Annotated in this window: 27 protein-coding genes; 9 read left to right on the top strand and 18 right to left on the bottom strand. The window is 72.7% G+C overall.

The genetic code is table 11. The features are described 5' to 3' along the window. Positions 1-66: 66 nt before the first annotated feature. A complete protein-coding gene (locus tag NMQ01_RS00510; RefSeq protein ID WP_255184951.1) occupies positions 67-627 on the top strand; it encodes an NTP transferase domain-containing protein in 561 nt (186 codons plus the stop codon). On the opposite strand, the gene NMQ01_RS00515 is transcribed toward NMQ01_RS00510, so the two are convergent. Continuing rightward, positions 618-1,853: an XdhC/CoxI family protein gene (locus NMQ01_RS00515; RefSeq protein ID WP_255184952.1), complete on the bottom strand. Its 1,236-nt coding sequence runs from the start codon at positions 1,851-1,853 to the stop codon at positions 618-620. The two genes, NMQ01_RS00510 and NMQ01_RS00515, sit on opposite strands and share 10 nt — an antisense overlap. Before the next feature lie 113 nt (positions 1,854-1,966). Here NMQ01_RS00515 and NMQ01_RS00520 point away from each other — a divergent pair, with 113 nt between their 5' ends. Continuing rightward, a complete protein-coding gene (locus NMQ01_RS00520) occupies positions 1,967-3,475 on the top strand; it encodes a DHA2 family efflux MFS transporter permease subunit (RefSeq protein WP_255184953.1) in 1,509 nt (502 codons plus the stop codon). A 145-nt stretch (positions 3,476-3,620) separates the two neighbouring features. Here the strand turns inward: NMQ01_RS00520 and NMQ01_RS00525 are convergent, their stop codons facing one another. After that, a complete protein-coding gene (locus NMQ01_RS00525) occupies positions 3,621-3,956 on the bottom strand; it encodes an MGMT family protein (protein WP_255184954.1) in 336 nt (111 codons plus the stop codon). A gap of 26 nt (positions 3,957-3,982) precedes the next feature. Next, positions 3,983-4,666, bottom strand: a complete 684-nt coding sequence (locus NMQ01_RS00530; protein ID WP_255184955.1) for a peptidylprolyl isomerase — start codon at positions 4,664-4,666, stop codon at positions 3,983-3,985. A 38-nt stretch (positions 4,667-4,704) separates the two neighbouring features. Here NMQ01_RS00530 and NMQ01_RS00535 point away from each other — a divergent pair, with 38 nt between their 5' ends. Together NMQ01_RS00535 and NMQ01_RS00540 are read left to right on the top strand one after the other, a co-directional pair. Further along, positions 4,705-5,625: a nitronate monooxygenase family protein gene (locus NMQ01_RS00535; protein ID WP_255184956.1), complete on the top strand. Its 921-nt coding sequence runs from the start codon at positions 4,705-4,707 to the stop codon at positions 5,623-5,625. Positions 5,626-5,656: 31 nt separating this feature from the next. After that, positions 5,657-7,141: a hypothetical protein gene (locus NMQ01_RS00540; RefSeq protein WP_255184957.1), complete on the top strand. Its 1,485-nt coding sequence runs from the start codon at positions 5,657-5,659 to the stop codon at positions 7,139-7,141. 28 nt (positions 7,142-7,169) lie between these two features. Here the strand turns inward: NMQ01_RS00540 and NMQ01_RS00545 are convergent, their stop codons facing one another. The 3 genes from NMQ01_RS00545 to NMQ01_RS00555 form a co-directional block, all read right to left on the bottom strand. Further along, positions 7,170-7,811 (bottom strand): FMN reductase, encoded by a 642-nt coding sequence (locus tag NMQ01_RS00545; protein WP_255184958.1) that lies wholly within the window; start codon positions 7,809-7,811, stop codon positions 7,170-7,172. Continuing rightward, positions 7,808-8,971, bottom strand: a complete 1,164-nt coding sequence (locus NMQ01_RS00550; RefSeq protein ID WP_255184959.1) for an LLM class flavin-dependent oxidoreductase — start codon at positions 8,969-8,971, stop codon at positions 7,808-7,810. Before NMQ01_RS00550 ends, NMQ01_RS00545 begins: the two co-directional genes overlap by 4 nt. 171 nt (positions 8,972-9,142) lie before the next feature. Beyond that, positions 9,143-10,102, bottom strand: coding sequence for a 5,10-methylenetetrahydrofolate reductase (locus NMQ01_RS00555; protein ID WP_255184960.1), 960 nt, complete (start codon positions 10,100-10,102; stop codon positions 9,143-9,145). An 80-nt stretch (positions 10,103-10,182) separates the two neighbouring features. Between NMQ01_RS00555 and NMQ01_RS00560 the strand changes: the two genes are divergently transcribed. Next, positions 10,183-10,941, top strand: a complete 759-nt coding sequence (locus NMQ01_RS00560) for an SDR family NAD(P)-dependent oxidoreductase (RefSeq protein WP_255184961.1) — start codon at positions 10,183-10,185, stop codon at positions 10,939-10,941. Between the two features lie 233 nt (positions 10,942-11,174). Here NMQ01_RS00560 and NMQ01_RS00565 read toward each other — a convergent pair whose 3' ends face one another. Further along, complete coding sequence (locus tag NMQ01_RS00565; RefSeq protein WP_255184962.1) at positions 11,175-11,642, bottom strand: aminoacyl-tRNA deacylase; 468 nt, start codon at positions 11,640-11,642, stop codon at positions 11,175-11,177. A gap of 10 nt (positions 11,643-11,652) precedes the next feature. Then, positions 11,653-12,045: a hypothetical protein gene (locus NMQ01_RS00570; RefSeq protein WP_255184963.1), complete on the bottom strand. Its 393-nt coding sequence runs from the start codon at positions 12,043-12,045 to the stop codon at positions 11,653-11,655. Between the two features lie 74 nt (positions 12,046-12,119). Here NMQ01_RS00570 and NMQ01_RS00575 point away from each other — a divergent pair, with 74 nt between their 5' ends. Then, entirely contained in the window at positions 12,120-12,626 is a 507-nt protein-coding gene (locus NMQ01_RS00575) for a DUF4395 domain-containing protein (protein ID WP_255184964.1), read from the top strand. 83 nt (positions 12,627-12,709) lie between these two features. On the opposite strand, the gene NMQ01_RS00580 is transcribed toward NMQ01_RS00575, so the two are convergent. Beyond that, on the bottom strand, positions 12,710-13,459 hold the full coding sequence (locus tag NMQ01_RS00580; RefSeq protein ID WP_255184965.1) for an enoyl-CoA hydratase/isomerase family protein: 750 nt from the start codon (positions 13,457-13,459) through the stop codon (positions 12,710-12,712). Next, positions 13,459-14,637 carry a thiolase family protein gene (locus NMQ01_RS00585; RefSeq protein WP_255184966.1) on the bottom strand — a complete coding sequence of 393 codons (1,179 nt, stop codon included), beginning with the start codon at positions 14,635-14,637 and terminating at the stop codon, positions 13,459-13,461. Before NMQ01_RS00585 ends, NMQ01_RS00580 begins: the two co-directional genes overlap by 1 nt. Before the next feature lie 76 nt (positions 14,638-14,713). Here NMQ01_RS00585 and NMQ01_RS00590 point away from each other — a divergent pair, with 76 nt between their 5' ends. Together NMQ01_RS00590 and NMQ01_RS00595 are read left to right on the top strand one after the other, a co-directional pair. After that, complete coding sequence (locus NMQ01_RS00590; protein ID WP_255184967.1) at positions 14,714-15,028, top strand: hypothetical protein; 315 nt, start codon at positions 14,714-14,716, stop codon at positions 15,026-15,028. A 13-nt stretch (positions 15,029-15,041) separates the two neighbouring features. Further along, complete coding sequence (locus NMQ01_RS00595; RefSeq protein WP_255184968.1) at positions 15,042-15,893, top strand: SDR family oxidoreductase; 852 nt, start codon at positions 15,042-15,044, stop codon at positions 15,891-15,893. 8 nt (positions 15,894-15,901) lie between these two features. Here the strand turns inward: NMQ01_RS00595 and NMQ01_RS00600 are convergent, their stop codons facing one another. The 7 genes from NMQ01_RS00600 to NMQ01_RS00630 are packed head-to-tail and all read right to left on the bottom strand — an operon-like array spanning position 15,902 to position 24,293. After that, complete coding sequence (locus tag NMQ01_RS00600) at positions 15,902-16,411, bottom strand: GyrI-like domain-containing protein (RefSeq protein ID WP_255184969.1); 510 nt, start codon at positions 16,409-16,411, stop codon at positions 15,902-15,904. Then, a complete protein-coding gene (locus tag NMQ01_RS00605; RefSeq protein WP_200811194.1) occupies positions 16,408-16,584 on the bottom strand; it encodes a hypothetical protein in 177 nt (58 codons plus the stop codon). The genes NMQ01_RS00600 and NMQ01_RS00605 overlap by 4 nt, the downstream gene beginning before the upstream one ends. Before the next feature lie 51 nt (positions 16,585-16,635). Beyond that, positions 16,636-17,148: a GNAT family N-acetyltransferase gene (locus NMQ01_RS00610; protein ID WP_255184970.1), complete on the bottom strand. Its 513-nt coding sequence runs from the start codon at positions 17,146-17,148 to the stop codon at positions 16,636-16,638. After that, positions 17,145-19,019 carry a penicillin acylase family protein gene (locus tag NMQ01_RS00615; protein ID WP_255184971.1) on the bottom strand — a complete coding sequence of 625 codons (1,875 nt, stop codon included), beginning with the start codon at positions 19,017-19,019 and terminating at the stop codon, positions 17,145-17,147. Before NMQ01_RS00615 ends, NMQ01_RS00610 begins: the two co-directional genes overlap by 4 nt. Next, on the bottom strand, positions 19,016-21,454 hold the full coding sequence (locus NMQ01_RS00620) for a GNAT family N-acetyltransferase (protein WP_255184972.1): 2,439 nt from the start codon (positions 21,452-21,454) through the stop codon (positions 19,016-19,018). The genes NMQ01_RS00615 and NMQ01_RS00620 overlap by 4 nt, the downstream gene beginning before the upstream one ends. Further along, positions 21,451-22,788, bottom strand: a complete 1,338-nt coding sequence (locus tag NMQ01_RS00625; protein WP_255184973.1) for a lysine N(6)-hydroxylase/L-ornithine N(5)-oxygenase family protein — start codon at positions 22,786-22,788, stop codon at positions 21,451-21,453. Before NMQ01_RS00625 ends, NMQ01_RS00620 begins: the two co-directional genes overlap by 4 nt. Next, positions 22,785-24,293, bottom strand: coding sequence for an aspartate aminotransferase family protein (locus tag NMQ01_RS00630; RefSeq protein WP_255184974.1), 1,509 nt, complete (start codon positions 24,291-24,293; stop codon positions 22,785-22,787). The genes NMQ01_RS00625 and NMQ01_RS00630 overlap by 4 nt, the downstream gene beginning before the upstream one ends. A gap of 163 nt (positions 24,294-24,456) precedes the next feature. Between NMQ01_RS00630 and NMQ01_RS00635 the strand changes: the two genes are divergently transcribed. Next, on the top strand, positions 24,457-25,695 hold the full coding sequence (locus tag NMQ01_RS00635; protein WP_255184975.1) for an MFS transporter: 1,239 nt from the start codon (positions 24,457-24,459) through the stop codon (positions 25,693-25,695). Positions 25,696-25,758: 63 nt separating this feature from the next. On the opposite strand, the gene NMQ01_RS00640 is transcribed toward NMQ01_RS00635, so the two are convergent. Beyond that, positions 25,759-26,904 carry a hypothetical protein gene (locus NMQ01_RS00640; protein ID WP_255184976.1) on the bottom strand — a complete coding sequence of 382 codons (1,146 nt, stop codon included), beginning with the start codon at positions 26,902-26,904 and terminating at the stop codon, positions 25,759-25,761. Positions 26,905-26,908 lie beyond the last annotated feature (4 nt).

Raw genomic sequence — 26,908 nt, forward strand, 5'->3', positions numbered from 1 at the left:
CCCGGTCCCTGAGGAGCTTGCTCTGCAAGCGTCTCGAAGGGCCGGCACCTCCCTACAGTCGTGCGCATGGCCCTCGTCCACGGACTCCTCCTCGCCGCCGGCGCCGGCCGGCGGATGGGCCGGCCCAAGGCCCTCGTCACCGATCCCGACGGCACGTCATGGCTGGCCCGTGCGGTGTCCGTCCTGGACGAAGGGGGTTGTGCCGCAAGGCTCGTCGTTCTGGGGGCGAGTGGGGAGCAGGCGGAGCTGGACCTGCCGCACACCGCGTGGACGCACTGCCCGGACTGGGCGAAGGGGGTGGGTCACTCCCTTCGTCATGGCTTGCGAGTGCTCGGCGAGGGTGAGGCCGACGCCGCCCTGGTCCACCTCGTCGACCTGCCGGACGTCACCGCTGCCGTGGCGCGGCGGCTGCTCGGGGGAGAGGTGGGCAGGGGCTCCCTTCGCCGGGCGGTGTACGACGGCAGGCCGGGGCACCCGGTGCTCATCGGTCGCGACCACTGGGCGCCGCTCGTCGCCGAGCTGGACGGGGACCGTGGGGCCGCGGACTACCTGCGGCGGCACGACGCCGAGACCGTCGAGTGCGCCGACCTCGCGACCGGGCAGGACGTGGACCGGCCTCAGGAGTGAGGGTGGTGGATCGGGCCGCCCCGGTCCGACAGGCGCGAGCCGGCGCCGCCCCAGCGCAGCGAGATGATCTCGGCGGCGATCGACACGGCCGTCTCCTCGGGGGTGCGGGCGCCGAGGTCGAGGCCGATGGGGGAGCTGAGCCGCGCGATCTCCTCGTCGGTGATGCCGACCTCGCGGAGCTGCGCCAGGCGCTGGTCGTGGGTGCGGCGCGAACCCATCGCGCCGACGTAGGCGACCCGCTCGAGGCGCAGGGCGACCTCGAGGAGGGGGGTGTCGAACTTCGGGTCGTGGGTGAGGACGGTGAGGACCGTGCGCGCGTCGATGCGACCGGCCTCGGCCTCCTCGCGCAGGTACTCGTGCGGCCACCGAACGACGACCTCGTGCGCCCCCGGCAGCCGCTCCGCGGTGGCGAAGGTTGGCCGGGCGTCGCACACGGTGACCCGGTAGCCGAGGAGCCGGCCCTGGTCGGCCATGGCCGAGGCGAAGTCGATCGCGCCGAAGACGATGAGCCGCGGCGGCGGCGCGAAGGCCTCGACGAAGACGCGCATGCCCTCGCCGCGACGTTCGCCGTCGGGCCCGTAGGTGAGGACCTCGGACAGGCCCTGGGCGAGCAGCCCCCGGGCGTCGTCGGTCAGCGCCGCGACCTGTCGGGTGCTGAGCTTCCCGCTCCCTGAGTGGGTCCCACGTTCCGCGTGGGCGGTCGCCCCGCGACCGTCTCGAAGGGAGGTGCCCTTCGAGACGCTTGGCCGCGGGCGGCCTCGCTCCTCAGGGGCCGGGAGAGGGGAGTCGCCTTCCGGCCGCACGACGAGCCGCCGGCCGACGAGGCCGGGGTCCGGGTGCTCGATGACCGTCGCGACGGCGATAGGTCGGCCCGAGCGGATGTCGGCGACGACCTCCGGCAGCTCCGGGAAGGTCGTGGCGGACACCGGCTGGACGAAGAGCTCGAGCTGACCGCCGCAGGTCAGGCCCACCTCGAGGGCGTTGCCGTCGCTCACCCCGTAGCGGGTGAGGACCGGGCTCCCTTCGGCCGCGACCTCGCGGGCCAGCTCGTAGACGGCCCCCTCGACGCAGCCGCCCGAGACCGACCCGACGGCGCGGTCCTCGTCGACGAGCATCGTCGCGCCGGGCGGGCGCGGGGCGGAGTGCCAGGTGCCGGTGAGCGTCGCCAGGCCCACGGACCGACCGGCGTGCCAGGCAGTCTCGAGGTCGTCGAGGACGTCGTGCACGGGCACTCCCTTCGGTCGGCGTTGACGCCTGCGCAGCCTAGGCCGGTGGGCCCGGCCCCGCCTCCCGACGACGCATGGCGGGACTGTCAGCCCTCGGGCGTAGCGTCCTTCCCATGACGACCCAGGCGGGCCAGGCGCCCGTGCTCAGCGACGACGAGTTCCCCGACAACCCGTGGCCGGCGCTGTGGGCGCTCGTCGTCGGCTTCTTCATGATCCTCGTCGACGTCTCGATCGTCTCGATCGCGACGCCGGCCCTCATGGAGTCCTTCGACACGGGCATCGAGCCGGTGCTGTGGGTGACGAGCGCCTACCTGCTCGCCTACGCGGTGCCGCTGCTCATCACCGGGCGCTTCGGCGACCGCTTCGGGCCCAGGCGGCTCTACCTCACCGGGTTGGCGATCTTCACCCTCGCCTCGCTCGCCTGCGGGCTTGCCCCGACCATCGGCTGGCTCATCGGCGCACGCGTCGTCCAGGGCCTCGGTGCGTCGATGATGACCCCGCAGACGATGGCCGTCATCACCCGCACCTTCCCGCCCGCGCGGCGCGGGTCCGCGATGGCGCTGTGGGGTGCGACCGCCGGCGTCGCCTTCCTCGTCGGCCCGCTGCTCGGTGGCCTGCTCCTCGACTCGGCCGGCTGGGAGTGGATCTTCTTCATCAACGTGCCCGTCGGCATCATCGGCTTCGTCGCCGCGGCCCGGCTCGTGCCGCGGCTGCAGCAGCACGCGCACCAGATGGACTGGGTCGGCGTGGGCCTGTCGGCGGTCGGCCTCTTCCTCGTGATCTTCGGCCTGCAGGAGGGCGAAGGCCACGACTGGGGCCAGATCGTCGGGCCGCTCACCGTCCCGATGCTCATCGGCGCCGGGGTGCTCGTGCTCGTCGGCTTCGTCGCGTGGCAGGCGCGGGGCCCGGCCGAGCCGCTCGTGCCGCTCGGGCTCTTCCGCGACCGCAACTTCTCGCTGTCCAACCTCGCGATCACGACGATGGGCCTGTCCGTGACGGCGATGATGTTCCCCCTGCTCGTGTGGCTGCAGAGCGTGCGCGGCTACACGCCGACCGAGGCCGCGCTGCTCATGGCGCCGCAGGCCATCGCGTCGATCGCGCTCGCCCGCCCGGTCGGCCAGCTCGTCGACCGCATCCACCCGCGGGTGCTGCCGACGCTCGGGCTGGGCGGCTTCGCCGTGACGCTCTTCGTCCTCTCGCGCCTGATGACCCCCGACTCGTCGATCGTCGCGGTGTGCGTCGCGATGACCTTCATCGGCGTCACGGGTGCGTGCATCTGGGGCCCGCTCGCCACGACGGCCAACCGCAACCTGCCGATCCACCTCGCCGGCGCCGGCTCGGGCATCTACAACACGACCCGCCAGGTCGGCTCGGTCATCGGGTCGGCGGCCATCGCGGCGCTGATGTCCGCGCGCATCGCCTCCCACCTCGGTCCGCAGGCAGCCGAGCGCTTCGGCTCGGGCGAAGGGAGCGCCGCCGCCGGCCCCGCAGCCCTGCCCCCGCAGGTCGCCGAGGCACTGTCGGCCGCCTTCGCCGAGTCGCTGCTCCTGCCCGCTGCGGTCCTCGTCGTCGGCGCCCTCGCCGCCCTGGCGCTGGAGCAGATGCGCCACCAGCGGGGCTGACCCCCTTCGTTGGGTTGATGTATCCGGGTGGGCTGGGACCCACCCTCATACATCGACTCGCGTGGTCGAGGTCGGGGCCACCGTTGGGTTGATGTATCCGGGTGCGCTGGGACTCACCCGGATACATCGACTCGCGCCCCGCCGCTCACCCGAGGTCGGCGACCGCAGCCTCCCACGCGACGGCCAGCGCCTCCAGATCTGCCCGGTGGTCGCGGATCCGGCAGCCCAGACGGTTGGGCTTGACCTCGATGCTCTCGGTCGCCCAGATCTCGAAGGCCTCGGGCCGCAGGTGCGAGGGCAGGTCGCCCGACGCATTGGTCGCCCGCCACCACGTGACGTTGCCGCCGTAGACGCGCATGATCGCGCCGACCTGACGCGGGCCGGTGCCGACGAGGGCGGCGAGGTCGCCATAGGAGACGACCCGGCCCCGGGGCACGAGCTCGACCGCCCGCAGCACCCGCTCGACGAGGACGTCGTCCACGACTGCTCCCGTCCTCTACCCAGCGCCTACTTCTCCGCGATCGTCACGCTCTCGATGGTGTGCACCTTGGCCGGGGCGCCGTCGCCGGCGGACCCGTCGGCCTCGATCGTCTCGACCGCATCCATCCCCTTCGTCACCTTGCCGAAGAGGCTGTAGCTCGGCGGCAGCTGCACGCCCGCGTCGCCGGTGATGATGAAGAACTGCGAGCCGTTGGTGTTCGCGCCGGCATTGGCCATGGCGACCGACCCGATCTCGTAGTCGCCCTGCTGCGGCAGCTCGTCGTCGAACTCGTAGCCGGGCCCGCCGCTGCCGTCGCCCGACGGGTCGCCGCCCTGCGCCATGAAGTCCTTGATGACCCGGTGGAAGGTCAGCCCGTCGTAGTACTTGTAGCGCGCGAGCACGACGAAGTTGTTGACCGTCTTCGGCGCCTGCTTCGCGTCGAGCTCGATCGTCACCTCACCGGCGTCGGTGGTCATCGTCGCGGTGTAGGTCTTCGCCTCGTCGATGCACATCGGCGGCGCCTGCTCGAAGCTCGTGGCACGCACCTCGGCCCCGCCCTCCGGCGGGCACTCGGTCTCGCCGCTGATCGCCGTGGTCTCGGCGCCAGACGCCCCGCCGGCCCCGGCCCCGTCCCCCGACCCGTCGTCGGAGCCGCACCCGGCGAGGGCGAGCACGGCGGAGGCGGCGAGGGCGGCTGCACGTCGGGTCATGGGCGGGAGTCTAGGAGCGGCGGAGCATGATGAGGGCCATGATCGCCATCACCGACCTGCTCGGCACGACCCACCCGATCATCAGCGCCCCCATGGCCGGGGTCGCCGGCGGCCGCCTCGCGCACGCCGTCTCGGCGGCGGGCGGGCTCGGCATGATCGGCGCCCGCGGCACCTCGTCGCCGGAGTGGATCGCCGAGCAGGCGGCGATCGCGGGAGAGGGGGCCTCCCCCTTCGGCATCGGGCTCATGGCGTGGGTGCCGCAGCTCGACGAGCAGATCGACGCGATCACCTCGCTCGCCGGCCTGTCCCGGCCCAAGCTCGTGTCGGTCTCCTTCGGCGAGCTCGTCGAACCTGTCCGCCGCCTGCACGAGTGGGGCCTGCTCGTCGCCTGCCAGGTCGGCAACGCGGCCGATCTCGAGCAGGCGATCGAGGCGCGCGCTGACGTCATCGTCGCCCGCGGTGGCGAAGGGGGCGGACACGGGCGTGACGAGGTGGCCACCGACGACCTGCTCGCGATGGCCCTGGCCGCGACCGACCGCCCCGTGCTCGCCGCGGGCGGCATCTCGACCGCCGCCGACGTCGCCCGGGTCATGGGTGCTGGCGCTGCCGGCGTGTGGTGCGGCACCACCTTCCTCACCTGCGTCGAGGCCGACAACTCGCCAGCGGCGCGGGCCGCGCTCGTCGCCGCCGACGCCACCCGCTGGTCCCGCGTGCACGATGTCGCGCAGGACCTCGCGTGGCCGCGGGAGTTCGGCGGACGGGCGGTGGACACCCCCTTCGTCCAGCGGTGGGCCGGTGACGAGGACGCGATGACCGACGCCGCCCGCGCCGAGCACGCCGACGGCCGGGAGCGCGGCGACACCGGTTACACCCCGCTCTACGCCGGGGTGGGTGTCGACCGGCTCACCGCCGAGACCGACGCAGCGAGCGTTGTGCGGTCCCTCGTGGACGGCATTTGATCTGACGTGATCGCCGTCACAGGATGAGGGCATGAGCCACGAGACCACCGCGGGTGTGCACTTTCCGGCCGACGACCAGGGCAAGCGGTCGACGACCACGACGACGAAGGGGGTCCTCGCGGACTCGGTGCGTGCCGTCGACCCCGCGCTCGCCGAGCGCATCGACGGCGCCCGCGAGTGGCGCACCGACTACGTCGACCTCGTCCACGACGTCACGGCCGCCAGCGCCCGCTCGCCCGAGGCCGCGAGCCGGATCGCCGCCGACGGGCTCGCCTCGATGCGGCGCCGGATGGTCCTCGTGGACGACGCCGGCAGCGAGGTGCCGCTCGACGAGGCGCACGCGGGGATGCCCGCCGGGGCGGCCCCCTTCGGCACCGAGAGCGTGCGCGGGACGGCGGAGCCGGTCACCGAGCTGCGCGTCCCCGTCGGCGGTCGCGAGCTCGCCGGCGAGGAGCTGCGCGGTCAGCTCGGCGCCTGGGTCGACGCCGGGCTCGTCGAGCCCTCCTTCGCCGAGGCGGTCGGTGAGGTCATCGACCACCCGGAGTGGCTCGCCCTGCCCGGCCACCGCGCGCTGCTCGTCGGGGCCGGCGCGGAGATGGGGCCGCTCGAGACGCTGCTGTCGTGGGGCGCCGACGTGCTCGCCATCGACCTGCCGCGCAGCCGCGCCTGGCGCTACAAGAAGGGGCTGGCCAGCCGTGGTGCCGGCACCCTGACCTTCCCCGTCGACGCCGCCGGCGACTCCGGCGCCGACGTCGTCCACCAGCCCGGTCAGGTCCTCGAGTGGGTGCGCCGGGTGCGCGGCGACGAGCCACTCGCCGTCGGCATGCACGCCTACGCCGACTCGGGGGTGCACGTGCGGGTGAGCGCCGCGATGGACCTGCTCATGGGCGAGCTCACCGACGACGACGCGCGGACCGCGCTCGCCTGGCTGGCGACGCCGACCGATGCCTTCGTCGTGCCGCCGGAGGTCGTCGAGGAGTCCCGGCGCCGTTGGGCCGCACGGGGGTTCGCGCTCAAGGGGGTGCAGGCGCCGGTCCGCGCGCTGGGCCGTGGGCGGCTCTTCGCGCCGGCCTACCGCGATGCCCGCGCGGGGGAGTCCGGCATCGCCGACGTCCTCGTGCCGCAGCAGGGGCCCAACTACGCGGTGGCCAAGCGGCTGCAGCGCTGGCGGGGCGTCGCGGCCGAGGGCGCCGGCCAGACCGTCTCCTTCAACGTTGCGCCCGCGACGTGGACCCGCTCGGTGACGAAGAACCCCGTGCTCGGCGCGGCCTACGGCGGCGCCCACCACTTCGGGGTCGAGGTCTTCCGCCCCGAGACGGTGCGCCCGCTCATGGCGGCGCTGCTCGTGCGCGACCTCGTGCGGGAGACCCCGCAGCGCGCGCACCCGGAGGAGCTCTTCAGCGAGGCGGCGGCCCACGGTGGTCTGTGGCGCGTGGGCTACGAGCCCAAGACCGCGCTCGGCGTCGCCGCCGTGGCAGGCCTGCCCGGCTCCCTTCGTCGGCGGCTGCGGGGCTGAGCACAGCCGCCGGCCGGGCGAAGGGGGATCAGCTCCCGTCGTGCCCGCGCAGCAGCTGGCTGAAGTCGGTCACCGGGGCCAGCGGGCCGCTCGCCTCGTCACCCGTGGGCGCGAAGCCGGCGACTCCGGTGTGCTCGGCGACGACCAGGGCGGCGAGCTCGCCGGCCGCGCGGTGCACGCGGCGCTCGAGGTCGGCGTCGCCACCGAAGTCCTCGGTCGCGGCGAAGACCGCGGTCGGCACGACGACCGCGCGCAGGTAGGCGAAGAGCGGGCGCATCGCGTGCTCGAGCACGAGGCTGTGCCGGGGCGTGCCCGCGGTGGCCGCGACGAGCACCGGCTTGCCGATGAGCGCGTCCTTGTCGAGCAGGTCTACGAAGGTCTTGAAGAGGCCGGAGTAGCTCGCGGTGAAGACGGGCGTCACGGCGATCAGGCCGTCGGCGGCGTCGACCTTGGCCTGGACCGCCTCCAGGCCCGGCGTCGGCCGGTTGCCCGAGACCATCGTCTGGGCCATCTCGACGGCCAGCTCGCGCAGCTCGACGAACTCGATGTCGACCGACTCGCCGCGCCCGCCCACGGCGGCGCGGGTGGCGTCGGCGAGCTGGTCGGCGAGCAGCCGGGTGCTCGAGGGCGACGAGAGCCCAGCGGTGATGACGACGACGGACCTGCTCATCGGGCGGCGACCTCCTCGCGCTGCGCCGCCGCCTCCTGCTCGGCGATGGCGACCGGGCTGGTGACGACCTTACGGTGCGGGCTGTCGGGGCCCTCGGCCACCAGCGACGCGTGGGTCGGCGGCTCGCTCGGCACGCCCTCGGGACGACGTGCCTCGAACTCCCTTCGCAGCACCGGCACGACCTCGCGACCGAGGATCTCGACCTGCTCGAGGACCATCTCGAGCGGCAGGCCGGCGTGGTCCATGAGGAAGAGCTGGCGCTGGTAGTCACCGACGTGGTCGGCGAAGGAGAGGGTGCGCTCGATGACCATCTCGGGCGTGCCGACGGTCAGCGGCGTCTGCCGGGTGAAGTCCTCGAGCGAGGGCCCGTGCCCGTAGACCGGCGCGTTGTCGAAGTAGGGCCGGAAGACCCGCTTCGCCTCGGCCTCGGTGTCGGCCATGAAGGCCTGCCCGCCGAGCCCGACGATCGCCTGGCTGGCGTCGCCGTGGCCGTAGTGCTCGAAGCGCTGCCGGTAGAGACCGACCATCTGGGCGGTGTGCTCGATGTTCCAGAAGATGTTGTTGTGGAAGAACCCGTCGCCGTAGAAGGCGGCCTGCTCGGCGATCTCGGTGGACCGGATCGAGCCGTGCCAGACGAAGGGGGCGACGCCGTCCAGTGGCGCCGGGGTGGCGGTGAAACCCTGCAGCGGCGTGCGGAACTGGCCCTTCCAGGTGACGTTCTGCTCGCGCCACAGGCGGCGGAGCAGGTGGTAGTTCTCGATCGCCAGCGGGATGCCCTGGCGGATGTCCTTGCCGAACCACGGGTAGACCGGGCCGGTGTTGCCGCGGCCCATCATCAGGTCGACGCGCCCGCCCGACAGGTGCTGGAGGAAGGCGTAGTCCTCGGCGATGCGCACCGGGTCGGTCGTCGTGATGAGCGTCGTCGCGGTCGAGAGCTTGAGGCGCTCGGTCTTGGCGGCGATGTAGGCGAGGTGGGTCGTCGGCGCGGAGGGGACGAAGGGCGGGTTGTGGTGCTCACCCGTGGCGAAGACGTCGAGCCCGACCTCCTCGGCCTTGAGCGCGATCTGGGTCATCGCGTGGATCCGCTCGCCCTCGCTCGGCGTGCGACCAGTCGTGGGGTCCATCGTCACGTCGCCGACGGAGAAGAGTCCGAACTGCATTGCCGCCTCCAAGTTTGTTGAATCGTCAACTAGTCTAACGGCAGGGGGCTGGCGATGCATTCCCGTAGGCCTCGAGATTCTCGGGTGACCCGAGAAACTGCCCCTTCGCAAGGGTTTGAAACCCTTGCGAAGGGGCAGCTTCTCTTGCTCAGTTGCCGTCCGGGCCCTCGGTCAGTCCCGTTCGAGCAGGGCCGCGACCTCGTGGGTCAGCTCCTCGGCGGCCTCGATCTCGACCCGCCGGCTGGAGACGGACTCGATGTTGAAGCCGAAGGGGATGCCGAGGTAGCGGCAGAAGTCGGTGAGCTCGCGGGCGGCGTTGAGCGCGTGCTGCCGCGACCACTTCAGCGGGTCGTCGGCGTGGACGATCTCGTTGCGCACCCAGCTGGGCACCCGCACGCCGAGCCACTCGAGGAAGCTCAGCGTCTTGTCCGACCCGCACAGCGACAGCGTGAAGATCAGCGGCGCCGGGTCGAGCTCGTCCTCGACGACGGCATAGCGGTAGTCGGAGGCGAGGTTCTTGGCCGCGCCGATGTCGTAGACGATCTGGCTGATGAAGAAGCCGGCGCCCCCGTGCTGCTTGCGCAGGAGGCGCTCGTGCTCGTCGCCGCGACTCGAGTGGCGCTCGGGGATCGTCACGCCACCCAGGGGCAGGCTCGGGCGCACCTCGCGGTGCAGCTCCAGCGCCCGCGGCAGGCTCGTGCGGACCTCGGCATCGCTGCTCGAGCTGCCGACGAAGACGGTGAGGACGTTGTCGGGTGCGGCGGCGAGCCACTCCGTGAGCTCCTCCTCGCGGTACTTGCCGACGGCCCGGTAGACGATCGCCGGCCGGTGCCAGCCCGCGAGCTGGCGGTCGAGGTAGTCGCCCGGGTCGAGCATCGAGGCGAAGGGGAAGGGGCGGGGGGTCGCGTTGCGGTCGGCCTCGTCGGTGATGTCGTAGAGGACGAGGGCGTCGACGGGCAGGGCCTCGACGCGGGCGAGGGTCCGCGCGGCGATCTCGCTGATCCGCTCGGGGGCGGTCTCGGCGCGGGGAGGGGTGATGCCGAAGAGCAGGACCTCGCGCGGGTTGCGCACCGCGGCGGGGAAGTCGCCGGGGGAGGGGGTCTTGGATTCCTCCGGAGGGAGCTCGCTCATGCGGGCACCGTAACCGCCCACCGGCCACTGGCTAGGCTCGGCCCGACACCCGGACACCATCCCCCTTCGAGGAGAGCACCGTGCAGATCACCGACACCGCCGCCATCGTCACCGGAGGAGCCTCGGGCCTCGGCGCGGCGACCGCCGCAGCGCTCGCCGCGGGCGGCGCGCGCGTCTTCGCCTTCGACCTGCCGGCCGCCATCGAGGGTGCCCCGCAGGTCGACGGCATCGAGTACGTCGCCGTCGACGTCACCGACCCCGAGCAGGTCCAGGCCGCGGTCGACACCGCCGCCGGCGCCGGCGTCCCGCTGCGCACCGTGGTCAACTGCGCCGGCATCGGCCCGTCGATGCGCATCCTCGGCAAGAAGGGCCCGCACGACCTCGGCCTCTACGCCAAGATCATCCAGGTCAACCTCGTCGGCTCCTTCAACGTGCTGACCCTCGCCGCCGAGAAGATCTCCCAGACCGAGGCCCTCGAGCACGGCGCCCGCGGCGTCATCATCAACACCGCCTCGATCGCCGCCTACGACGGCCAGGTCGGCCAGGCCGCCTACTCCTCGAGCAAGGGCGGCATCGTCGGCCTCACCCTCCCCGCCGCCCGCGACCTCGCCCAGCACGGCATCCGCGTCATGACCATCGCCCCCGGCATCGTCGAGACCCCGATGCTCGCGACCGTCTCCGAGGAGTTCCGCGAGGGCCTGGCGAAGGGAGTTCCCTTCCCGCAGCGCCTCGCCCGCCCCGATGAGTACGCCCAGCTGGCTCTGGCGATCGTCGACCACGACTACCTCAACGGCGAGGTCATCCGCATGGACGGGTCGCTGCGCATGGCCCCTCGCTGAGTTCGCGCTTCGGTCTCTGAGGGGCGCGCCCCGCGCCCGTCTCGAAGGGTCCGTTCGCGGGCGCAGGGCTGGGGGTGGCCCTAAGGAAAAGTCCCGACTCCTGTCGCAGACGCCTCACCGGGCGCAGCAGGGTCGGGGCTTTCCCATGAGTCGGGCCGACCCCCACCCTGCGCCCGCTCCCATCTGCCCCGGTCCCTGAGGAGGGCGCTCCGCGCCCGTCTCGAAGGGGCCGGTCAGGCGGGGTCGGTGACGTCGGCGACCTGGGCGCCGAGGTGGGCGAGCATGGCGTCGGCGTCGAGGGTGGCGGCGACGCCGTGGGCGCCGGCGCCGATCGAGACGGCGCGGCCGGCGACGGTCTCGTCGGCGATGACCGGCAGGGCCCGCAGCGAGCCGAAGGGGGTGATCGTCCCCCGCTCGTAGCCGGTCACCTCGCGGGCGATCTCCTTGTCCGGCAACGAGATCCGGTTGACCGACAGCAGCGCCCGCAGCTTGGGCCAGGAGATCTGGCGGTCGCCGGGGACGAGGACGAAGAGGTGGTCACCCTCCCCCCTTCGCACGACCAAGGTCTTGATGATGTCGCGCGGCTCGACCCCGCGGGCCGCGGCCGCCTCCTCGAGGGAGCGGACCATCCCGTGCCGGGTGATGGTGTGCTCGATGCCGCTGTCGGTCAGGGCTCGTGCCGCTCGGGTGCCGCCGTCCATGGTCAGCAGCCTACGGCCGCCCGAGTCGCGCTCTCAGGCGCTGGCTCAGGTCGACGTCGTGCTGGAGCCGGCTGAGCTCGGCGGCGCGAGCAGCCACTCCCTGCGTCCGCAAGTGCTCCGCCAGGTACTCCCAGTGGGCCTGCGCCATGTCGTCAGGCGTGAGGTCTTCGTCGGGCTCGTCCGGGCCGACCACGGTCACGGCCGTCTCGGCGATCTCCTCGACGGTCATGCGCTCCCACAGGCCGTCCGGGCCCCCCGCACTCCAGCCCCGATCGTCGAGCAGGATCCGTCGGGTGCCGTCGTCGAGGACGGCCAGGTGGAGAGCGGACACGGACATCGATCGGGGCCCGTTGGCGCCATCGTCGAGCTCGACGACGGTCACCAGGCGGGTCAGGGAGCGCATGTCGCCTCATCCTGCCAGTACGCGTGCATCACATGACGTTATTGATGTCCAAACGCAGACTTATGATTCGGTGCATGGCCTTCTTCACCTTCCCCAACCCGGTCAACGACAAGGCGGCGCGCACGGTCGCCACCGGTGTCGTCGCGATCAGCGCGCTGACGCTCGTGAGCGGCTGGTGGTGGCTGCTCGTGCCGCTCGCGCTGGGCTTCCTCGGCCGGGTCCTCGCCGGGCCCCGCCTGAGCCCGCTCGGCTGGCTGGCGATGCGGGTCGTCGCGCCGCGCCTCGGCGAGCCGGTGCTCACCCCGGGGCCGCCGAAGCGCTTCGCCCAGGGGATCGGCCTGGCCTTCTCGACGACCGCAGCTGTCCTCGCCCTCGGTCTCGGCCTGCAGACCGCCGCGGGGATCGTGCTCAGCGTGCTCGTCGTCTTCGCGACCCTCGAGGCGGCGCTCGGCTTCTGCGCCGGCTGCTGGGCCTTCGGTCACCTCATGCGCCTGGGCGTCATCCCCGAGGAGACGTGCGAGGCCTGCGCCGACATCACCCGTCGCCGCCCGGCCGTCGAGGAGCCGGTGACGACGGCCTGAGCCGCCGCCCCCCTTCGAAGAAGAAGCGCCCGGTCGATCGGGCGCTTCTTCTTCGAAGGGGGGCGTCGTGCCGTCCGCGGCCCTCAGCGACCGAGGAAGGCGTCGAAGAGCGCCTGCGTCTCGGGCAGCGCGGCCCGGGCGCGGATCGTCTCCGCCTCGTCCTGACCGCTCTCCTCACGAGAGCGAAGGGAGCCAGCCCGCAGCAGGCGTCGGGTCTGGCCGTAGGCGCCGGCCGGTCCGGCGGCCCAGGTGGCCGCGAGCTCACGAGCCCGGGCGAGCGGGTCGGCGGCGACCTCGGCGACCAGTCCCTGCTCGCGGGCCTCGTCGGCCGACAGCGGCTGGTCGCGCAGCGCGAAGGCGAGCGCCCGCTGCCGGCCCATCGCCAGCGGCAGCAGGGTCGAGGTGCCGCAGTCGGGGTTGAGCCCGATCTTGGGGTAAGCGACGACGAACTTCGTGCCCTCGTCCGCGATGACGACGTCTCCGGCGAGCATGATGCCCAGCCCGGCGCCGGCGACGGCCCCGTGGACGGCGACGGCCACCGGCTTGGCGAGCGCCTCGAGCGCGGCCACGGCCGCGTCCCCGGCGACGGCGAGCTCGTAGAGGTCCGCGGCGGTGTCCTGCGAGTCGGCGAAGGAGGCGATGTCGCCGCCCCCGCAGAAGCGCTTGCCGGCACCGCTGAGGACGACGGCGCGCACCCCTTCGTCCTCGGCAGCACGCTCGGCGGCCTCGCGCAGGGCCACACCCAGCGCCAGGTCGAGGGCATTGGCCGACTCCGGCCGGTTGAGCTCGATGTGGGCGACACCGTCGGCGACGGTGTACTCGACGACCGCCATCAGATCCGCCGGAACATCGCGGCGAGCGCCTGGCCGCCCCCGATGCACATCGTGACGATGCCGAGCTCGAGGTCGCGGCGGACCATGTCCTTGGCCAGGCGCAGGGTGAGGATCGCGCCGGTCGCGCCCACCGGGTGACCCAGGGCGATGGCGCCGCCATAGGGGTTGACCCGCGCGGGGTCGAGCTCGGTGTCGCGGATGACGGCGACGGCCTGCGAGGCGAAGGCCTCGTTGAGCTCGATGGAGCCGATGTCCGAAGGGGAGGTCCCCGTCTTCTCGAAGAGCGCCCGCAGCGCGTGGGTCGGCGCGTAGCCCATGAGCTCCGGCTCCATCGCGGCGGTGGCGACGGCCTCGAGGCTGACGAGACCGGTGAGGCCGCGCTCGGCGACGGCGGACTCGCGGCCGAGGACGACCGAGGCGGCGCCGTCGTTGATGCCCGAGGCATTGCCGGCGGTGACCGTGCCGTCCTTGGCGAAGGCCGGGCGCAGCTTGGCGAGCGTCTCGAGGGTGGTGTCGGGCTTGGGGTGCTCGTCCTTGTCGGCGGTGAAGGGCTTGCGGCCCCCGACCTCGAAGGGGGTGATCTCCTCGGCGAAGGCGGCCTGCGCCTCGGGGGTCGCGGCGCGGCGCTGCGACTCGAGGGCGAACTCGTCCTGCTCCTCGCGCGAGACGCCGTACTTCTTCGCGACGTTTTCCGCCGTGACGCCCATGTGGATGTCGTGGAAGGGGTCGGTGAGCATGAGGACGGTGCCGTCCTGCAGCTGGCGGTTGCCGAGCTTGTAGCCGTTGCGGGCGCCGAAGTCGTAGAAGGGCATCCGGGTCATCGACTCGTCGCCGCCGGCGAGGGTGAAGTCGAGGTCGTTCCACCGCATCTCCATCGCGGCGGACCAGATCGCCTGCAGGCCCGAGCCGCACAGGCGGTTGACCGTGTAGGCCGGGACATTGCTCGGCAGGCCGGCGGTCACGGCGACGCGACGCGCGTTGTAGGCGTCGGGGCCGACCTGGCCGATGCAGCCCATGACGACCTCGGAGATGTCCTCACCGGCGACGCCGGCACGCTGCAGCGCCACCCGGCTGGCCTCGGCGCCGAGCTCGAAGCCCGGCACGTCCTTGAACATCCCGCCGAAGCTTCCGGTCGGGGTACGGGCGCCGTCGACGACGACGATCTTCTCGGTGCTCATCAGCTGCTCCGTGGTCGTGGGGTGCGTTCGGGGGTCAGCATCCCACCCGCGGTGAGGGCGGTCGTAGCCTGTCCGCATGGCACTTCGCAGCGCAGAGAGCGTCCAGACCGCGCCCGTCGCCGCCCTCGGGCTGATCGGTGGCTACCTCACCGCCCGCGAGAGCGGCATCCGTCCGCTCGGCGGCGTCGTCCTCGGCGCCGCGGGCCTCTTCGCCGGCCGCAGCTGGCTGGCGAAGACCGACCCGGCCACGACCGCCGCGTTGTCGGCGATCTATCTCGGCGGCTTCGGCGCCTCCCACCCGCTGGCGAAGAAGGTCGGCGCCTGGCCCGCCGTCCTCGGCGTCGCCGCTGCCTCGGCCGCCGCGTCCTACGTCCTGTCCGATCGGCGCTAGCCCGGTGGTTGAGGTGCGACGAAGGAGCCTCGAAACCGCCCTCACCGGGGCGACCGGTCGCATCGGTGGCCGCGTGGCCGACCGCCTCGCGACGAAGGGGGTCCCCCTTCGCCTCCTCGTCCGCGACCCCGACCGGGCACCGGACCTGCCGGGGGCGACGCCGGTCGTGGCCCCCTTCGCCGATGGTGATGCGGTCCGCGCGGCCCTCGAGGGGGTCGAGACGGCCTTCATGGTCTCGGCCTCGGAGGCGGCCGACCGGGCCCAGCAGCACGTGACCTTCGTCGAGGCGGCCGCGGCCGCCGGGGTGCGACACCTGGTCTACCTGTCCTTCCAGGGGGCGAGCCCGGAGTCGACCTTCACCTTCGCCCGCGACCACGCGGTGACCGAGGAGGCGATCCGCGCCTCGAGGATGTCGTGGACCTTCCTGCGGGACAGCTTCTACGCCGACTTCATGCCCGGGCTCGTCGGTGACGACGGGATCATCCGCGGCCCGGGAGGTGACGGTCGGGTCGCCGTCGTCGCCCAGGACGACATCGCCGACGCGGCTGCCGCAGTGCTCCTCGACCCGGCAGCACATGCAGGGCGCACCTACACGCTGACCGGACCGGCAGCCTTGTCCTTCACCGAGATCGCGGCGATCGTCGGCGAGGCGAGCGGGCGCGAAGTGCGCTATGTCGACGAGACGCTCGACGAGGCTCGGGCCTCACGTGCCGGCTACGGCGCTCCCGACTGGGAGGTCGCCGGCTGGATCTCGACCTACACCGCGGTCGCGGCTGGCGAGCACGCGGAGGTGACGGGCGACGTCGAGGCGCTCACGGGTCACCCGGCGACGTCGCTGCGCGAGGTGCTCGCCCCCGAGGGTTGACCCACGGCTCAGGCCCCGTAGGGAACCACCAGGTCGGTGCGCAGCGTGCTCGGGTCCATGTCGGGCGAGGGCTCGGTGACGTAGACCTCCCAGAAGGGCAGCCCCGGCTGACGACCGTCGGCGGCGACCCGCTGCATGAGATCGCCCCACGCCCCGCCGAGCCCGTCGTAGCCGCCGAGGTGCGAGATCGTCGCGACCTCGGCCGCCGGCAGCTGTGACGGGACGAAGGTGATGCCGCCCGCCTCGAGCTCCCCGTCGAGCGGCGCGGCCACGGGCATGCCGACCTCGAAGGTCATCGTCGCGCCCGGCATGCGGTGGTGCAGCGAGAAGGCCGGGCCGGCGATCTCGATGCCTTGCTCGGCCAGGGCCGGCACGAGGGCGCTGAAGGTCTCGTCGAAGATCGCCGGCATCCCGTCGGGCGCGACGTCCTTGGCCAGACGGACGACGGTCGGCACGTGCGGGCTCGACAGATAGGTGACGTCGGTGTGCGGCGGGGCGAAGTAGCTCGGCTGGCTCATGGGTCCCTCCTCGGGCTGCGGTTGTTGATCATGCCCACGGCTACCCAAGCGGCCGCGACGAGCACGCCGCCGCCGACCGGGTACCAGCGCGGCACCTCGTCGAAGAAGGCGAAGCCGAGGCCGAAGGCCATGGTGATGATGACCGCGATGATCGCGGGTGTGCGTGTCCCCATGCGGCGAGTCTGCCGGGGGCCGGGGGCGCTGTCCATGACCGGAAGGTCGGATCAGACCCCTACGAGCGACTCGAAGCGCTCACGGGTCAGGTAGACCATGCGAGCGTCCTTGTCGCCGACGCGCACCCGCTCGCCGAGCTCGAAGCCGATCTGCTGCGCGCGGAGGAGGACCGCGCGGTTGGAGGCGTCCGGCTCGCCGACGAGTCGCTGCACCGCGGGGTCGGCGAAGAGCCACCGGTAGATCCCCACGCCGACCGTCGCCGCGTCCTCGCCCGGGGCGACGAAGACGTGCGCACCCACGTCCCCCGGCTGCACGGCGTAGGCCTCGGCGACCGGGTCGTGCTCGGGCTCATAGGTCTGCACCAGCGCCACCGCCCGCCCGTCGCTCTCGCCGATCCACGCCCAGTGCGCCTCGAGCGAGTCGACGAAGGCGTAGATGTCGCGCACCTCCTCGACGCTCTTGTCGGTCATGCCCCAGAAGCGTCCGCGTGGCTGGGTGACCCAGCCGTGGACCAGCGCCGCGTCCTCCTCGGGGCGAAGGGGGCGGAAGGTCAGGTCGGTCATGTCGTCTCCTCGTCGTGGTCTGTGGTCAGGGCGTGCAGGTCGCCGGCGCGCCAGGTGTCGTGCTGGTCGTGGGCGTGCGGTGAGTCGGCCGGCCCGTCGGCGCCGAGCGGCACGACCCACGAGCTCGGGCCGTCGAGCGACCACACGAGTCGCGCGGCTGGTCCTCGCCAGCACAGGTCGGTCAGGCCGGGCGCGGCGGCGGTGGCCAGCACGCAGTCCCCGTCACCGCCGAGCGGCCCGCTGGGTGGCGTGGCGGTGTGCTCCGCCCGGACGAAGGGGGCGATGTGCCGCTCTCCCCAGGTGCGGTCATCGGCGGGTGCCTGGGCGACCCGCACGAGGGCCTGCACGGCGATCTCGTCGAGCGGCAGGCCCCAGTCACACCCGACGTGGACGATCCGCTCGATGCCGGCGCCGACCCGGGCGACCGGGTCCACCCAGGGCGCGAAGAGCGCTGCGAGACCGGCGGGTTCGTGGATCGGGGCGAGTCGCGGGTGGGCCGCGACGGCGAGGACGAGCTCGGTGCGCCAGGCCGCGAAGAGAGCCGCGTCGTGGCTGCCTGCGTCCATGTGGCCGTCCCACGCGAGCAGCCGCAGGCGAAGCTCCTCGGCGGGGCCGGTGGCCGCGACCCCGCCGAGGAGAGTCTGGAAGGTCGGCCAGGAGCCGAGCCGGGTGTCGGTCTGGACCGCCGCGAGCCCCGCGACGTCCCAGTCCTCGCGCTCGCCGAGGAGCGCGGTGATCCGCTGCGCGCGGTGCGGCGCGGCGAACTCCTCGCCGAGCGCCGCGACCGAGTCCCGCCGGTCGTTGGCGTGCACGACGACCTCGCCGTCGGCGAGGTCGCGGCGTGCCGACGGCGCCGCCACCGTCCCCACCTGGCTGCCCTGACTCCGCATTTCCTCAAGGAGATGCGAACCCCCGGCGGTGACCAGGCGGCCGGCGACGCGCTCGCGGACCCGGCCGTCGGCGCCGGCGATGACGACGGCGTTGACCGGCTCGACCCAGCCGTCGAGGGCCGTGTCGACGTCGTCGACCGTCCGCGCCAGGAGCAGTCGGCGCATCGTGGCCAGCCCGATGTCGCCGTCGACGCCCGCGGGCGAGATCGGGTGGGGGACAACGAGGTCCGCGTCGGGGGCGATCTGCTGGTAGTCCGCCATCGCGTGCGTGACCGCCCAGGCGACCGAGCCGGCGTGACCGAAGTGCGGCACTCCCGGGACGCCCGCGAAGGCGAGCCCGGACACGTCGATGTCGGGGGTGGTCAGCCTCACCTGCTGGTAGATGCCGGGCGCCTCGAGCACGCGGTGCGGGTCGGCGGCGATCATCGGTGCGCCCGTGTCGGTGCGTGACCCGGTGAGCGCCCAGGCATTGCTGCCGCCGAGCGGAACTCCCTCGTGGCTCAGCAGGTCGAGGGCGTCCTCGCCGAGCTGCGCGCGGACGTGCCGGCGCCACAGCAGGTGCCCGAAGTTGCCCATGAGCACGTGCTGGACGAGGAAGACCCCGGCCGGCGACCAGCGCTCCCACCGCTCCGGCTGCGTGCCGGTGGCGGCGAACTCCGGTGCGCGGGAACCCCCTTCGTCCAGACCGTCGTTGACGCCGGCGACGTAGGCGTCCACCCAGGCGAGCGTCTCGTCGTCGAGACCCTCGACCGCGGCCCGGGCGATGCCGGCCAGGTCGGCGCGGGTCGCGAAGTCGTCCCAGTCGGACGGCCCGAGCAGCGTCGCCGAGGTCGCCTCGGACCGCCGCCGCTCGACCTCGATCTGCCAGGCCCGGTCGATCGCCGCCGAGCGCCCCTGCGCATAGGCGAGGTCGTCGAGCGTGGCCCCCCAGCAGAGCGGGATGCCGTGGGCATCCCGCTCCACCCGCCAGTGTCGGCTCACCCGGCCACGCCCCCTTCGCCGGCGCCGGAACTCTGCAAAACCCTAGGGTTTTGCAATGTTCCGCCCCCAGAACTCTGCAAAACCCTAGGGTCCTGCAGGGTTGGGGGCAGGAGCTCAGGGTTGTGCGCAGCGTGGAGGGGGTTGGCGAGGTCGCCGACCCGGATGAGCGAGCCCTCGGGGTCGGTGAGGTCGACCATCTGCAGGGTGTTGCGCAGCTGCAGCCGGTTGAGGCAGGAGTGCTCGAAGCTCTCCCGCAGCAGGTCCAGCCGCGCGGCCCGCGGGTGGTCGGCCGCGTGCGCGGCGATGCACTCGGCGACGAGCGCCCAGAAGTCCTCACCGGTGAGCATCTCGTCGTCGGCGAGGATCTCGGCGACGAAGCGCAGCACGCCGTCGAGCACGTCGGTGAGCACCGACAGCGACTGCACCTGCGGGTCGAGGACGTGCCGGATGCGCTCGACCTCGGGCGGCAGCTCGCGGTCGGACATGACGACGACCTCCTCGCCGATGTCCTTCATGAAGACGCCGGTGGGCACGTGGTCCTCGAGCACGAGGATGAGGTTTTCCCCGTGCGGCATGAAGGCCAGGTCGTGCACGCCGAGGCAGTGGACGACCGGTCGCAGGTAGGCGCGCAGCATCCGCCGCACCCACTCGCCGGCCCCGATCGGGCTCGCTGCGATGAGCTCGGTGATGAGCGCGGCGCCGTCGGCGTCGCGGTGCAGCAGCCCGGTGAGGGACTGGAGCCGTTGTCCCGCAGCGAGCTTCGGCACCGGCGACTCGCGCCACAGCGCGGCGACCATCTTGGTGTGCGGGTTGGGCACCCCGAGGCGGTGGTAGGCGTCGCCGGTGTAGCCGATCGCCGCGATCTCGCGCAGCACGCGGAACCCGCAGTCGGCGAGCTCCGGGTCACCGGCGACGACGTCGGCCACCCAGTCGTTGATCGCCGGCGTCGCCTCCATGTACTTCGGCGAGAGCCCGCGCAGGAAGCCCATGTTCTGGATCGCCAGCGCCGTCTTGACGTAGTGCCGCTCGGGACGGTCGGTGTTGAAGAAGGTCCGGATCGACTGCTGCGCGAGGTAGCGGTCCCGCGTGTGGCCGAGGTGAACGACATCGCGTCGGGCCACGTCCGCGGCGAAGGTCACCGCGAGCTTGTGGTCCCACTGCCACGGGTGGACCGGCATGAGCAGGTAGTCCGCGGGGTCGAGCCCCAGCGTCTCCAGGCGAAGGGAGAACCCCTCACGGTCCGCAGGGTCGAGCTCGCCGGCGTAGAGGTCCTCCTCCGTCAGACCCTCGGCCAGCGAGAGGTGGGCGACGGTGCGGCGCACTGCGATCCACTCCAGCCGCACGTCGGCGCCGGCCTCGGGGGAGTAGGCCGCGTGGTCGGTGGCGGAGAAGCCGATCCGGCCGTTGTTGGCGATGAAGGCGGGGTGGCCCTCGGTCATCGCGGACTCGATCGTCTGGAAGTCGGCGCCGACGAGGTCACGGCTCGTGTGCCGCGCGTGGTGCCACTTGTGCGCCAGGCTCGCCAGCGTGCCGCTCAGCTCCTCGAGATAGGTCGAGCACAGGTGCTCGGGGATGCCGAGGACCTCGTGCAGGTCGGAGACGACGCCGAGGGCGTCGACCTCGGTGGCCCGGCCGTCGACGGTGCGCTCGATGCTCGCAGGGTCGACCCGCCAGTGCTCGAGGGCGTGCCGGGTCGCGGCGAAGGTGTAGGTCGCCGCCCCCGCCGCGATCGTCCACCGCCCGTCGGCGGTCGGCTCGGGCGCGAGCACCCGCTCGTGGGTCAGCTCGCCGATCGCCTTGGCCGCGACGTGCCGGTGGGCCCGCGCCATGACCTCGGGCTCGAGGTGCGCGACGTCGGGGGAGGGGAGTGCCCCCCTTCGTCCCTCGAGCTCGCTGCCCGCGAAGTCCGCGAGCGTGCAGAAGCTCAGCAGGGCCTCCTTGTCCGACAACGTGATCCGCCGGTCGACGACGAAGCCGGCGGCGGCGTTCTTGGCGTGGATCGCGTGGTTGCGCACGTCCGGCTCGACGACCACCTCGGTGACCGAGGGGTCGCGGAAGCAGAAGTGCATCACCGCGCGGAAGACCTGCGAGGTCATCCCGTGCACCGGGGTCTCCGTCGGCGCGACGAGCACGTGCATACCGAGCTGTCCGGGCTCGACGCGGTAGTGCGCCGCGAGCACCGAGTGGCCGGGGTCGTAGGTCTCGGTGAGGAAGGTCGGGACGCCGTCGACCCGCCCGAGCCACGCCTCGTGGTGCGGGTCGGCGTCGATCTCGTCGAAGGCCGCACGCGACTGCTCGGGGCGCAACCCCTGCATGCCCCAGAAGGCCGACCGCGGGTGCGTCACCCACGCGTGGAGCAGCTCGATGTGCTCGGCGGGGACGACCGGCTCGATCGTCACCCGCCCGACCGGCGTGATCATCGCGAAGTCGCTCATCGGGACATCACCGCCGCGAGGCCACGAGAAACCACCGGCGACTCGATCTCCCCGACACCGAAGTGCTGGAAGGCGATTCGCTCCTCCACCGGGTAGACCTCACGTCCCGCGATCGCGTTGATGATCACGGAGTTGCGGTAGGCGCCCATGCCCAGGTCGGGGGCGAGGACGGAGTGGGTGTGCTCCTCGGCGTTCTGCACGAAGATCCTTCCGTCGAGGTCGACGCTGTAGTCGACCCCGGTGTCGTAGCGGTCGCGGGCGTCGCGCCGGATCCGGTCGGCGACGGGCGCGAGGAAGTGCGGGGTGCGGGGGCGGTAGCCGGTGGCGAGCACGAGTCCCTCGGTCGTCACCTCGACGGCGGCGTCCTGCTCCTCGTGGTGCACGCCGAGCGTGTAGCGGCCATTGGTCTCGTCCCAGCTCGCCTCTCGCACTTCGCTGTTCGTCAGCAGGGTGGTGGGGACGGGCGCGCCGGTCTCGACGCGGATCCGGTAGAGCGTGTCGTAGATCTGGTCGACGAGGTCGCCGCTGATCCCCTTGTAGAGGTTGCGCTGCTCGCGCAGCAGCACGTCGCGCCGTTCCATCGGCAGCTCGCGGAAGTAGCGCGCGTACTCCGGCGAGGTCATCTCGAGCGTGAGCTTCGTGTACTCCATGGGGAAGAACCGCGGCGAGCGGGTGATCCACGTCAGGTGGTAGCCGTGCTCCTGCACGCCCTCGAGCAGGTCGAGGTAGATCTCGGCGGCGGACTGCCCGCTGCCGACGACGGTCACGGATGCGTTGTCCTGCACGGCCGCTCGGTGCTCGAGGTAGTGGCCGGAGTGCGTCACCGGCCCGCCGAGGCCCTCCGCGACGGGCGGCACGGTCGGCGCGGTCCCGATGCCGAGCACGACATGACGAGCGCGAAGGGAGGTGACCGTCCCGTCCCCGAGGCGGGCCGTGACGACGTAGGTGCCATCGGCCTCGCGCTCGACGGCGGTCACCTCGTGGCCCCACCGGACGGTGTCGAGCTGGTCGGCGACCCACCGGCAGTACTGGTCGTACTCCGCGCGCAGGGGGTAGAAGCTCTCCCGGATGTAGAAGGGGTAGAGCCGCCCGATCTGCTTGAGGTGGTTGAGGAAGCCGAAGCGGCTCGTCGGGTCGGCCATCGTCACCAGGTCGGCCATGAAGGGCACCTGGATCGTCGCGCCCTCGAGCATCATCCCCGGGTGCCATGAGAACTCGTCCCGCGCCTCGAGGAAGACCCCGTCGACGTCGGGCAGGTCGTGCGTCAGCGCAGCCAGCCCGAGGTTGAAGGGCCCCAGCCCGATCCCGACGACGTCGTGGATGCGCCCGCTCATCGGGCCATCTCCACTCCCGCTCCCTGAGGAGCTTGCGAAGCAAGCGTCTCGAAGGGTGCATCCAGGCTCAGCTCGTCCATCGCGTCCTCGGCGAGCAGCGCCTCACCCGTCGCGGCGATCGTCTCGATGATCCCGCGCAGGTGGGCCAGCGAGGTCTGCGGGTTGAGCAGGGTGAACTTCAGCCACGCCCGACCGTCGATCGTCGTGCCGGCGACCATGACCGACCCGTCGTCGAGGAGCGCGTGCCGGATGCGGGGGTTGAGCGAGTCCGCGTCGGTGACACCGACCCCCTTCGGCCGGTAGCGCATGAGGACCGTGCTGAGCACGGGCTCGACGGCGACCTCGAAGCGCTCGTCGTCGCGCAGCACCTCCCACACCTGGTGGGCGCGGTCGATGACCTCGTCGAACATCTCGCCGACGGCGTCGGCGCCGGTGACCCGCAGCGTGAGCCACAGCTTGAGCGCGTCGAAGCGCCGGGTGGTCTGCAGCGACTTGTCCACCTGGTTGGGCGTCACGGCCGTCCGCGGGTTGAGGTAGTCGGCGTGGTGGGTGACGTGGCCCAGGGTCGCGCCGTCGCGCACGACGATCGCGCTCGAGCTCACCGGCTGGAAGAAGGTCTTGTGGAAGTCGACGGTCACCGAGTCGGCCCGCTCGATGCCGTCGAGCAGGTGACGACGACGAAGGGAGGTCAGCAGGCCACCTCCGTAGGCGGCGTCGACGTGCAGCCAGGCGCCGTGGTCGGCCGCGAGGTCGGCGATGGCCGCGACCGGGTCGATGACCCCGAGGTCGGTCGTGCCGGCGGTCGCGACGACGGCCATCGCCGTCTCGCCCCGCTCCCGGATGCCGTCGAGCTCGGCGGCGAGGGCGGCGGTGCTCATGCCACCGGTCTCGTCGGTGGGCACGGCGATGATCGCGCTCGGGTGCAGGCCCATGATCCGGGCGGCCTTGATGACGCTGAAGTGGCTGTGCTCGGTGGCGAGCACGCGCAGTCGCGACTGCACTCCCTCGCCGTGGTGGCGCACGGCCTCGCCCCGGGCGAGGAGCAGGCCCTGGAGGTTGGACTGGGTCCCGCCGCTGGTGAAGACGCCGTCGGCGGTCTCGCCGAAGCCGATGCGCCCGGCGGTCCAGCGGATCAGGCGCTGCTCGACGAGGGTGCCGCCGGCGCTCTGGTCCCAGGTGTCGACCGAGGTGTTGACCGCCGAGATGATCCCCTCGGCGAGGACCGCCGGCAGGGCGACGGGGCAGTTGAGGTGGGCGACGTAGCTGGGGTGGTGAAACCAGATGGCGTCGCGCAGGTAGATGTCGGTGACCTCGGCCAGGGCGGCGTCGAGGTCGGCCGCGGGGCGGTCGAGGTCGACGGCGTCGACCGCGGGGGCGAGGTCGGCCACGGTCGCACCCGTCGACGGGGCGTCGGCGGCCAGGTGCTGGGCGACGAGCCGGGTCACGCGCGCCATGCCGTCGACGTAGTCGTCGGTGGTCTCGTGCGTCAGGAGGTGGGGGTTCACCGAGCATGCTCCTAGAAGTAAGGGATACCTAACTTAGGTAGTGCTGGCCTAACATAACCGTCGTGCGCCGCTCCCGCTCGTCGAGCTCGCGGCGCCACGCATCACCGCCGATGCGCGATGACCCCTACCCGGGCACCTGCCCACGAGCGCGAGGAAGACCCCCGTGACCACCACTGCCCCGACGGCCACCGAAGACGCCAAAACCCTTGGCGCAGAGCGGTTCCGGCTCATCACCGCGCTCTACTTCACCCAGTACCTCGGTGTGGGCTTCCTCACGATCGGGCTCGTCGCGATCCTTCGCGACGGGGGCACCTCGCTCGCCACGCTCGGTCTGATCCAGACGATCGGGCTCATCTGGCCGCTCAAGTTCCTCTGGGCCCCGCTCGTCGACCGCTACGGCAGCCGCCGCTTCGGCCACTACCGCTCGTGGCTCGTCCCGCTCCAGCTGGGGCTGGTCATCACGCTCCTGGCGCTCACCCCCTTCGTCACGCCGGCCGACCACCTCGGCCCGGTCATCGCGATCTGCTCGCTCTTCGTCCTCTTCTCCGCCACCCAGGACATCGCCGCCGACGCGCTCACCGTGCGGCTGCTCGGCGACGGCGACCGTGGGCTGGGCAACGGCATCCAGGTGGGCGGCAACTACCTCGGCAGCGTCGTCGGCGGTGGCCTGGCAGTCGTCGTCTACGACCAGTGGGGCTGGGTCCCGGCGATCCTGCTGCTCGCGCTACTCACGGCCACGGCCCTGGGCGTCGTCATCGCCTTCCGCGAGCCCGAGCGGGAGGTGCTCGTGCGTCGTGCCGGGCTGCGGGAGCTGCTCACCGTCTTCGGCCAGCCCGGGTGCCGCAGCTGGGTGCTCGTCGTCGTGCCGCTCTACTACATCGGCGCCGCCGTGGGCTACGCGATCGTCTCGCCGGCCCTCGTCGACGCCGGGTGGTCGCTGACGAAGATCGGCATCGTCTCGGGCGCGATCGCCTCGGCCCCAGCGGTGCTCGCCGCACTGGGTGCCGGTGCCCTGATCACCCGCTGGGGTCGTCGTCGGGTGCTCGTCCTCGGTGGTGCGCTGCTCGCCGTGGCGACCCTCGGCCTGATGCCGCTGGCCCTCGGCGAGACCTCGACCGTGTGGACGACCGTGGCCCTGTGCTCCTTCATGGCCGCCTACGCCGTGGCCAATGTCGTCGTCTACACGATCAACATGGACTTCGCCCGGCCCGACTCGGCCGGCACCGACTTCACGACGCTGACCTCCTTCGCGCTCGCGATCTCCTTCGTCGCGGCGGCCGTGGCGCTCACCGCCGCCGCGTGGATCGGCTACGAAGGCGTCCTCGTCGCCTCGATCGTCCTCGTGCTGCTCGGCACCGCCCTCGGCCTGCGCCACCAGCGCCGCCACGGCGTCACCGCCTGAGGTCGGCCCCTCCCGCCCCCTCTGGTCTGCGTTGCCGTTGGGCAATGCGACAACCCGGGCCGGTCAGGGCTCGTGGCGCCAGGCGGCGGTCGTCGTCGCGACGACGACGGCGCCGCTGGGCTCGGTGGCCATTGCGGCGAGCCGGCCGGGCAACTCGGTGGTCGCCAGGTCCTCGTCACCCGGAGCCGTCCGCACGACCCGCGTCGTCCCTTCCCGACCGCCGGCAGCGCCGCCCGCAGGCTCGCTGTGCGCGACGGTGTCGACCTCACCGGCGGCCACCCGGATCACCGGGGCGGAGGAGTGCACCACGTCGGACAGCACCGTCCGCGGCCGCGCCGGCACCACCCGACCGTCCGCGAGGTCGACCCGCCACAGAGCGACGTCCTCGTCGCTGCTCCCGGCGACGACGCAGTGGTCGTCGGCGCAGTCGACCGCCGTCGGGCGTTGCGTGCCAGCCCCGGTCGAAGGGAGCGCCACCTCGCGCCACGGTCCGGCCGGGTCGGCAGCGGTCCACAGGACCGCCTCGTCGCGGATGCGCTCGCCGAGCACCGTCACCCAGCCCACGGCCAGCAGGCCTCCACCGGGCAGGTCGGTCACCGCGCCGGGTGAGGGCTGTCGGTCGGCGGTCGCGGCCAGGCCGCTGCCGGGCCGTGCCGCCCGGGTCCACCGGTCGCCGTGCCGCGTCCACAACGCCACGTCGAGACCGTGCCGGCCCGGGTCGACCCAGCTGCCGAGGATCATCGGGCCGGCCTGCGAGGCAGAGGTGCCGGCGATGCCGCCGGCGTCCCACCCGCCGAAGGTCTCGAAGGTCTGCGGCTGCTCGACCACCTCGTCGAGGTCGCCGCTCCACACGGTCCAGCGCACATTCCCGTGCGCGCCCGCGCGGTGCCCGCCGAGGGCGACGACCTCCCCTTCGTGCTCGCTGACGGAGAGCAGCTCCGCCTCCCGCCCGGCCCACTCCCAGCGCGTGTCCATCGCGACCGGCCGGCTGCTGCCGTCCGGGCCGACGACCGTGAGCGAAGCCCGCTCCCGGGCGCCCTTGTCGTAGCGGCCGACGAGCAGCCGGTCATCGATCCCGGTCAGGGTCACCACCCGCCCCGGACCGGGGAGGTCGACCGGCTGCCACCGGCCGGCCTCCGGCGCGGGGCTCGTGCACGCGACGAGGGTCAGCGCGGTCGCCGCGACGAGACCTGCGACCCACGGGCGCACGGGA

It is taken from the genome of Janibacter sp. CX7 (assembly GCF_024362365.1).
In the GTDB taxonomy this organism is placed as follows: Bacteria; Actinomycetota; Actinomycetes; order Actinomycetales; family Dermatophilaceae; genus Janibacter.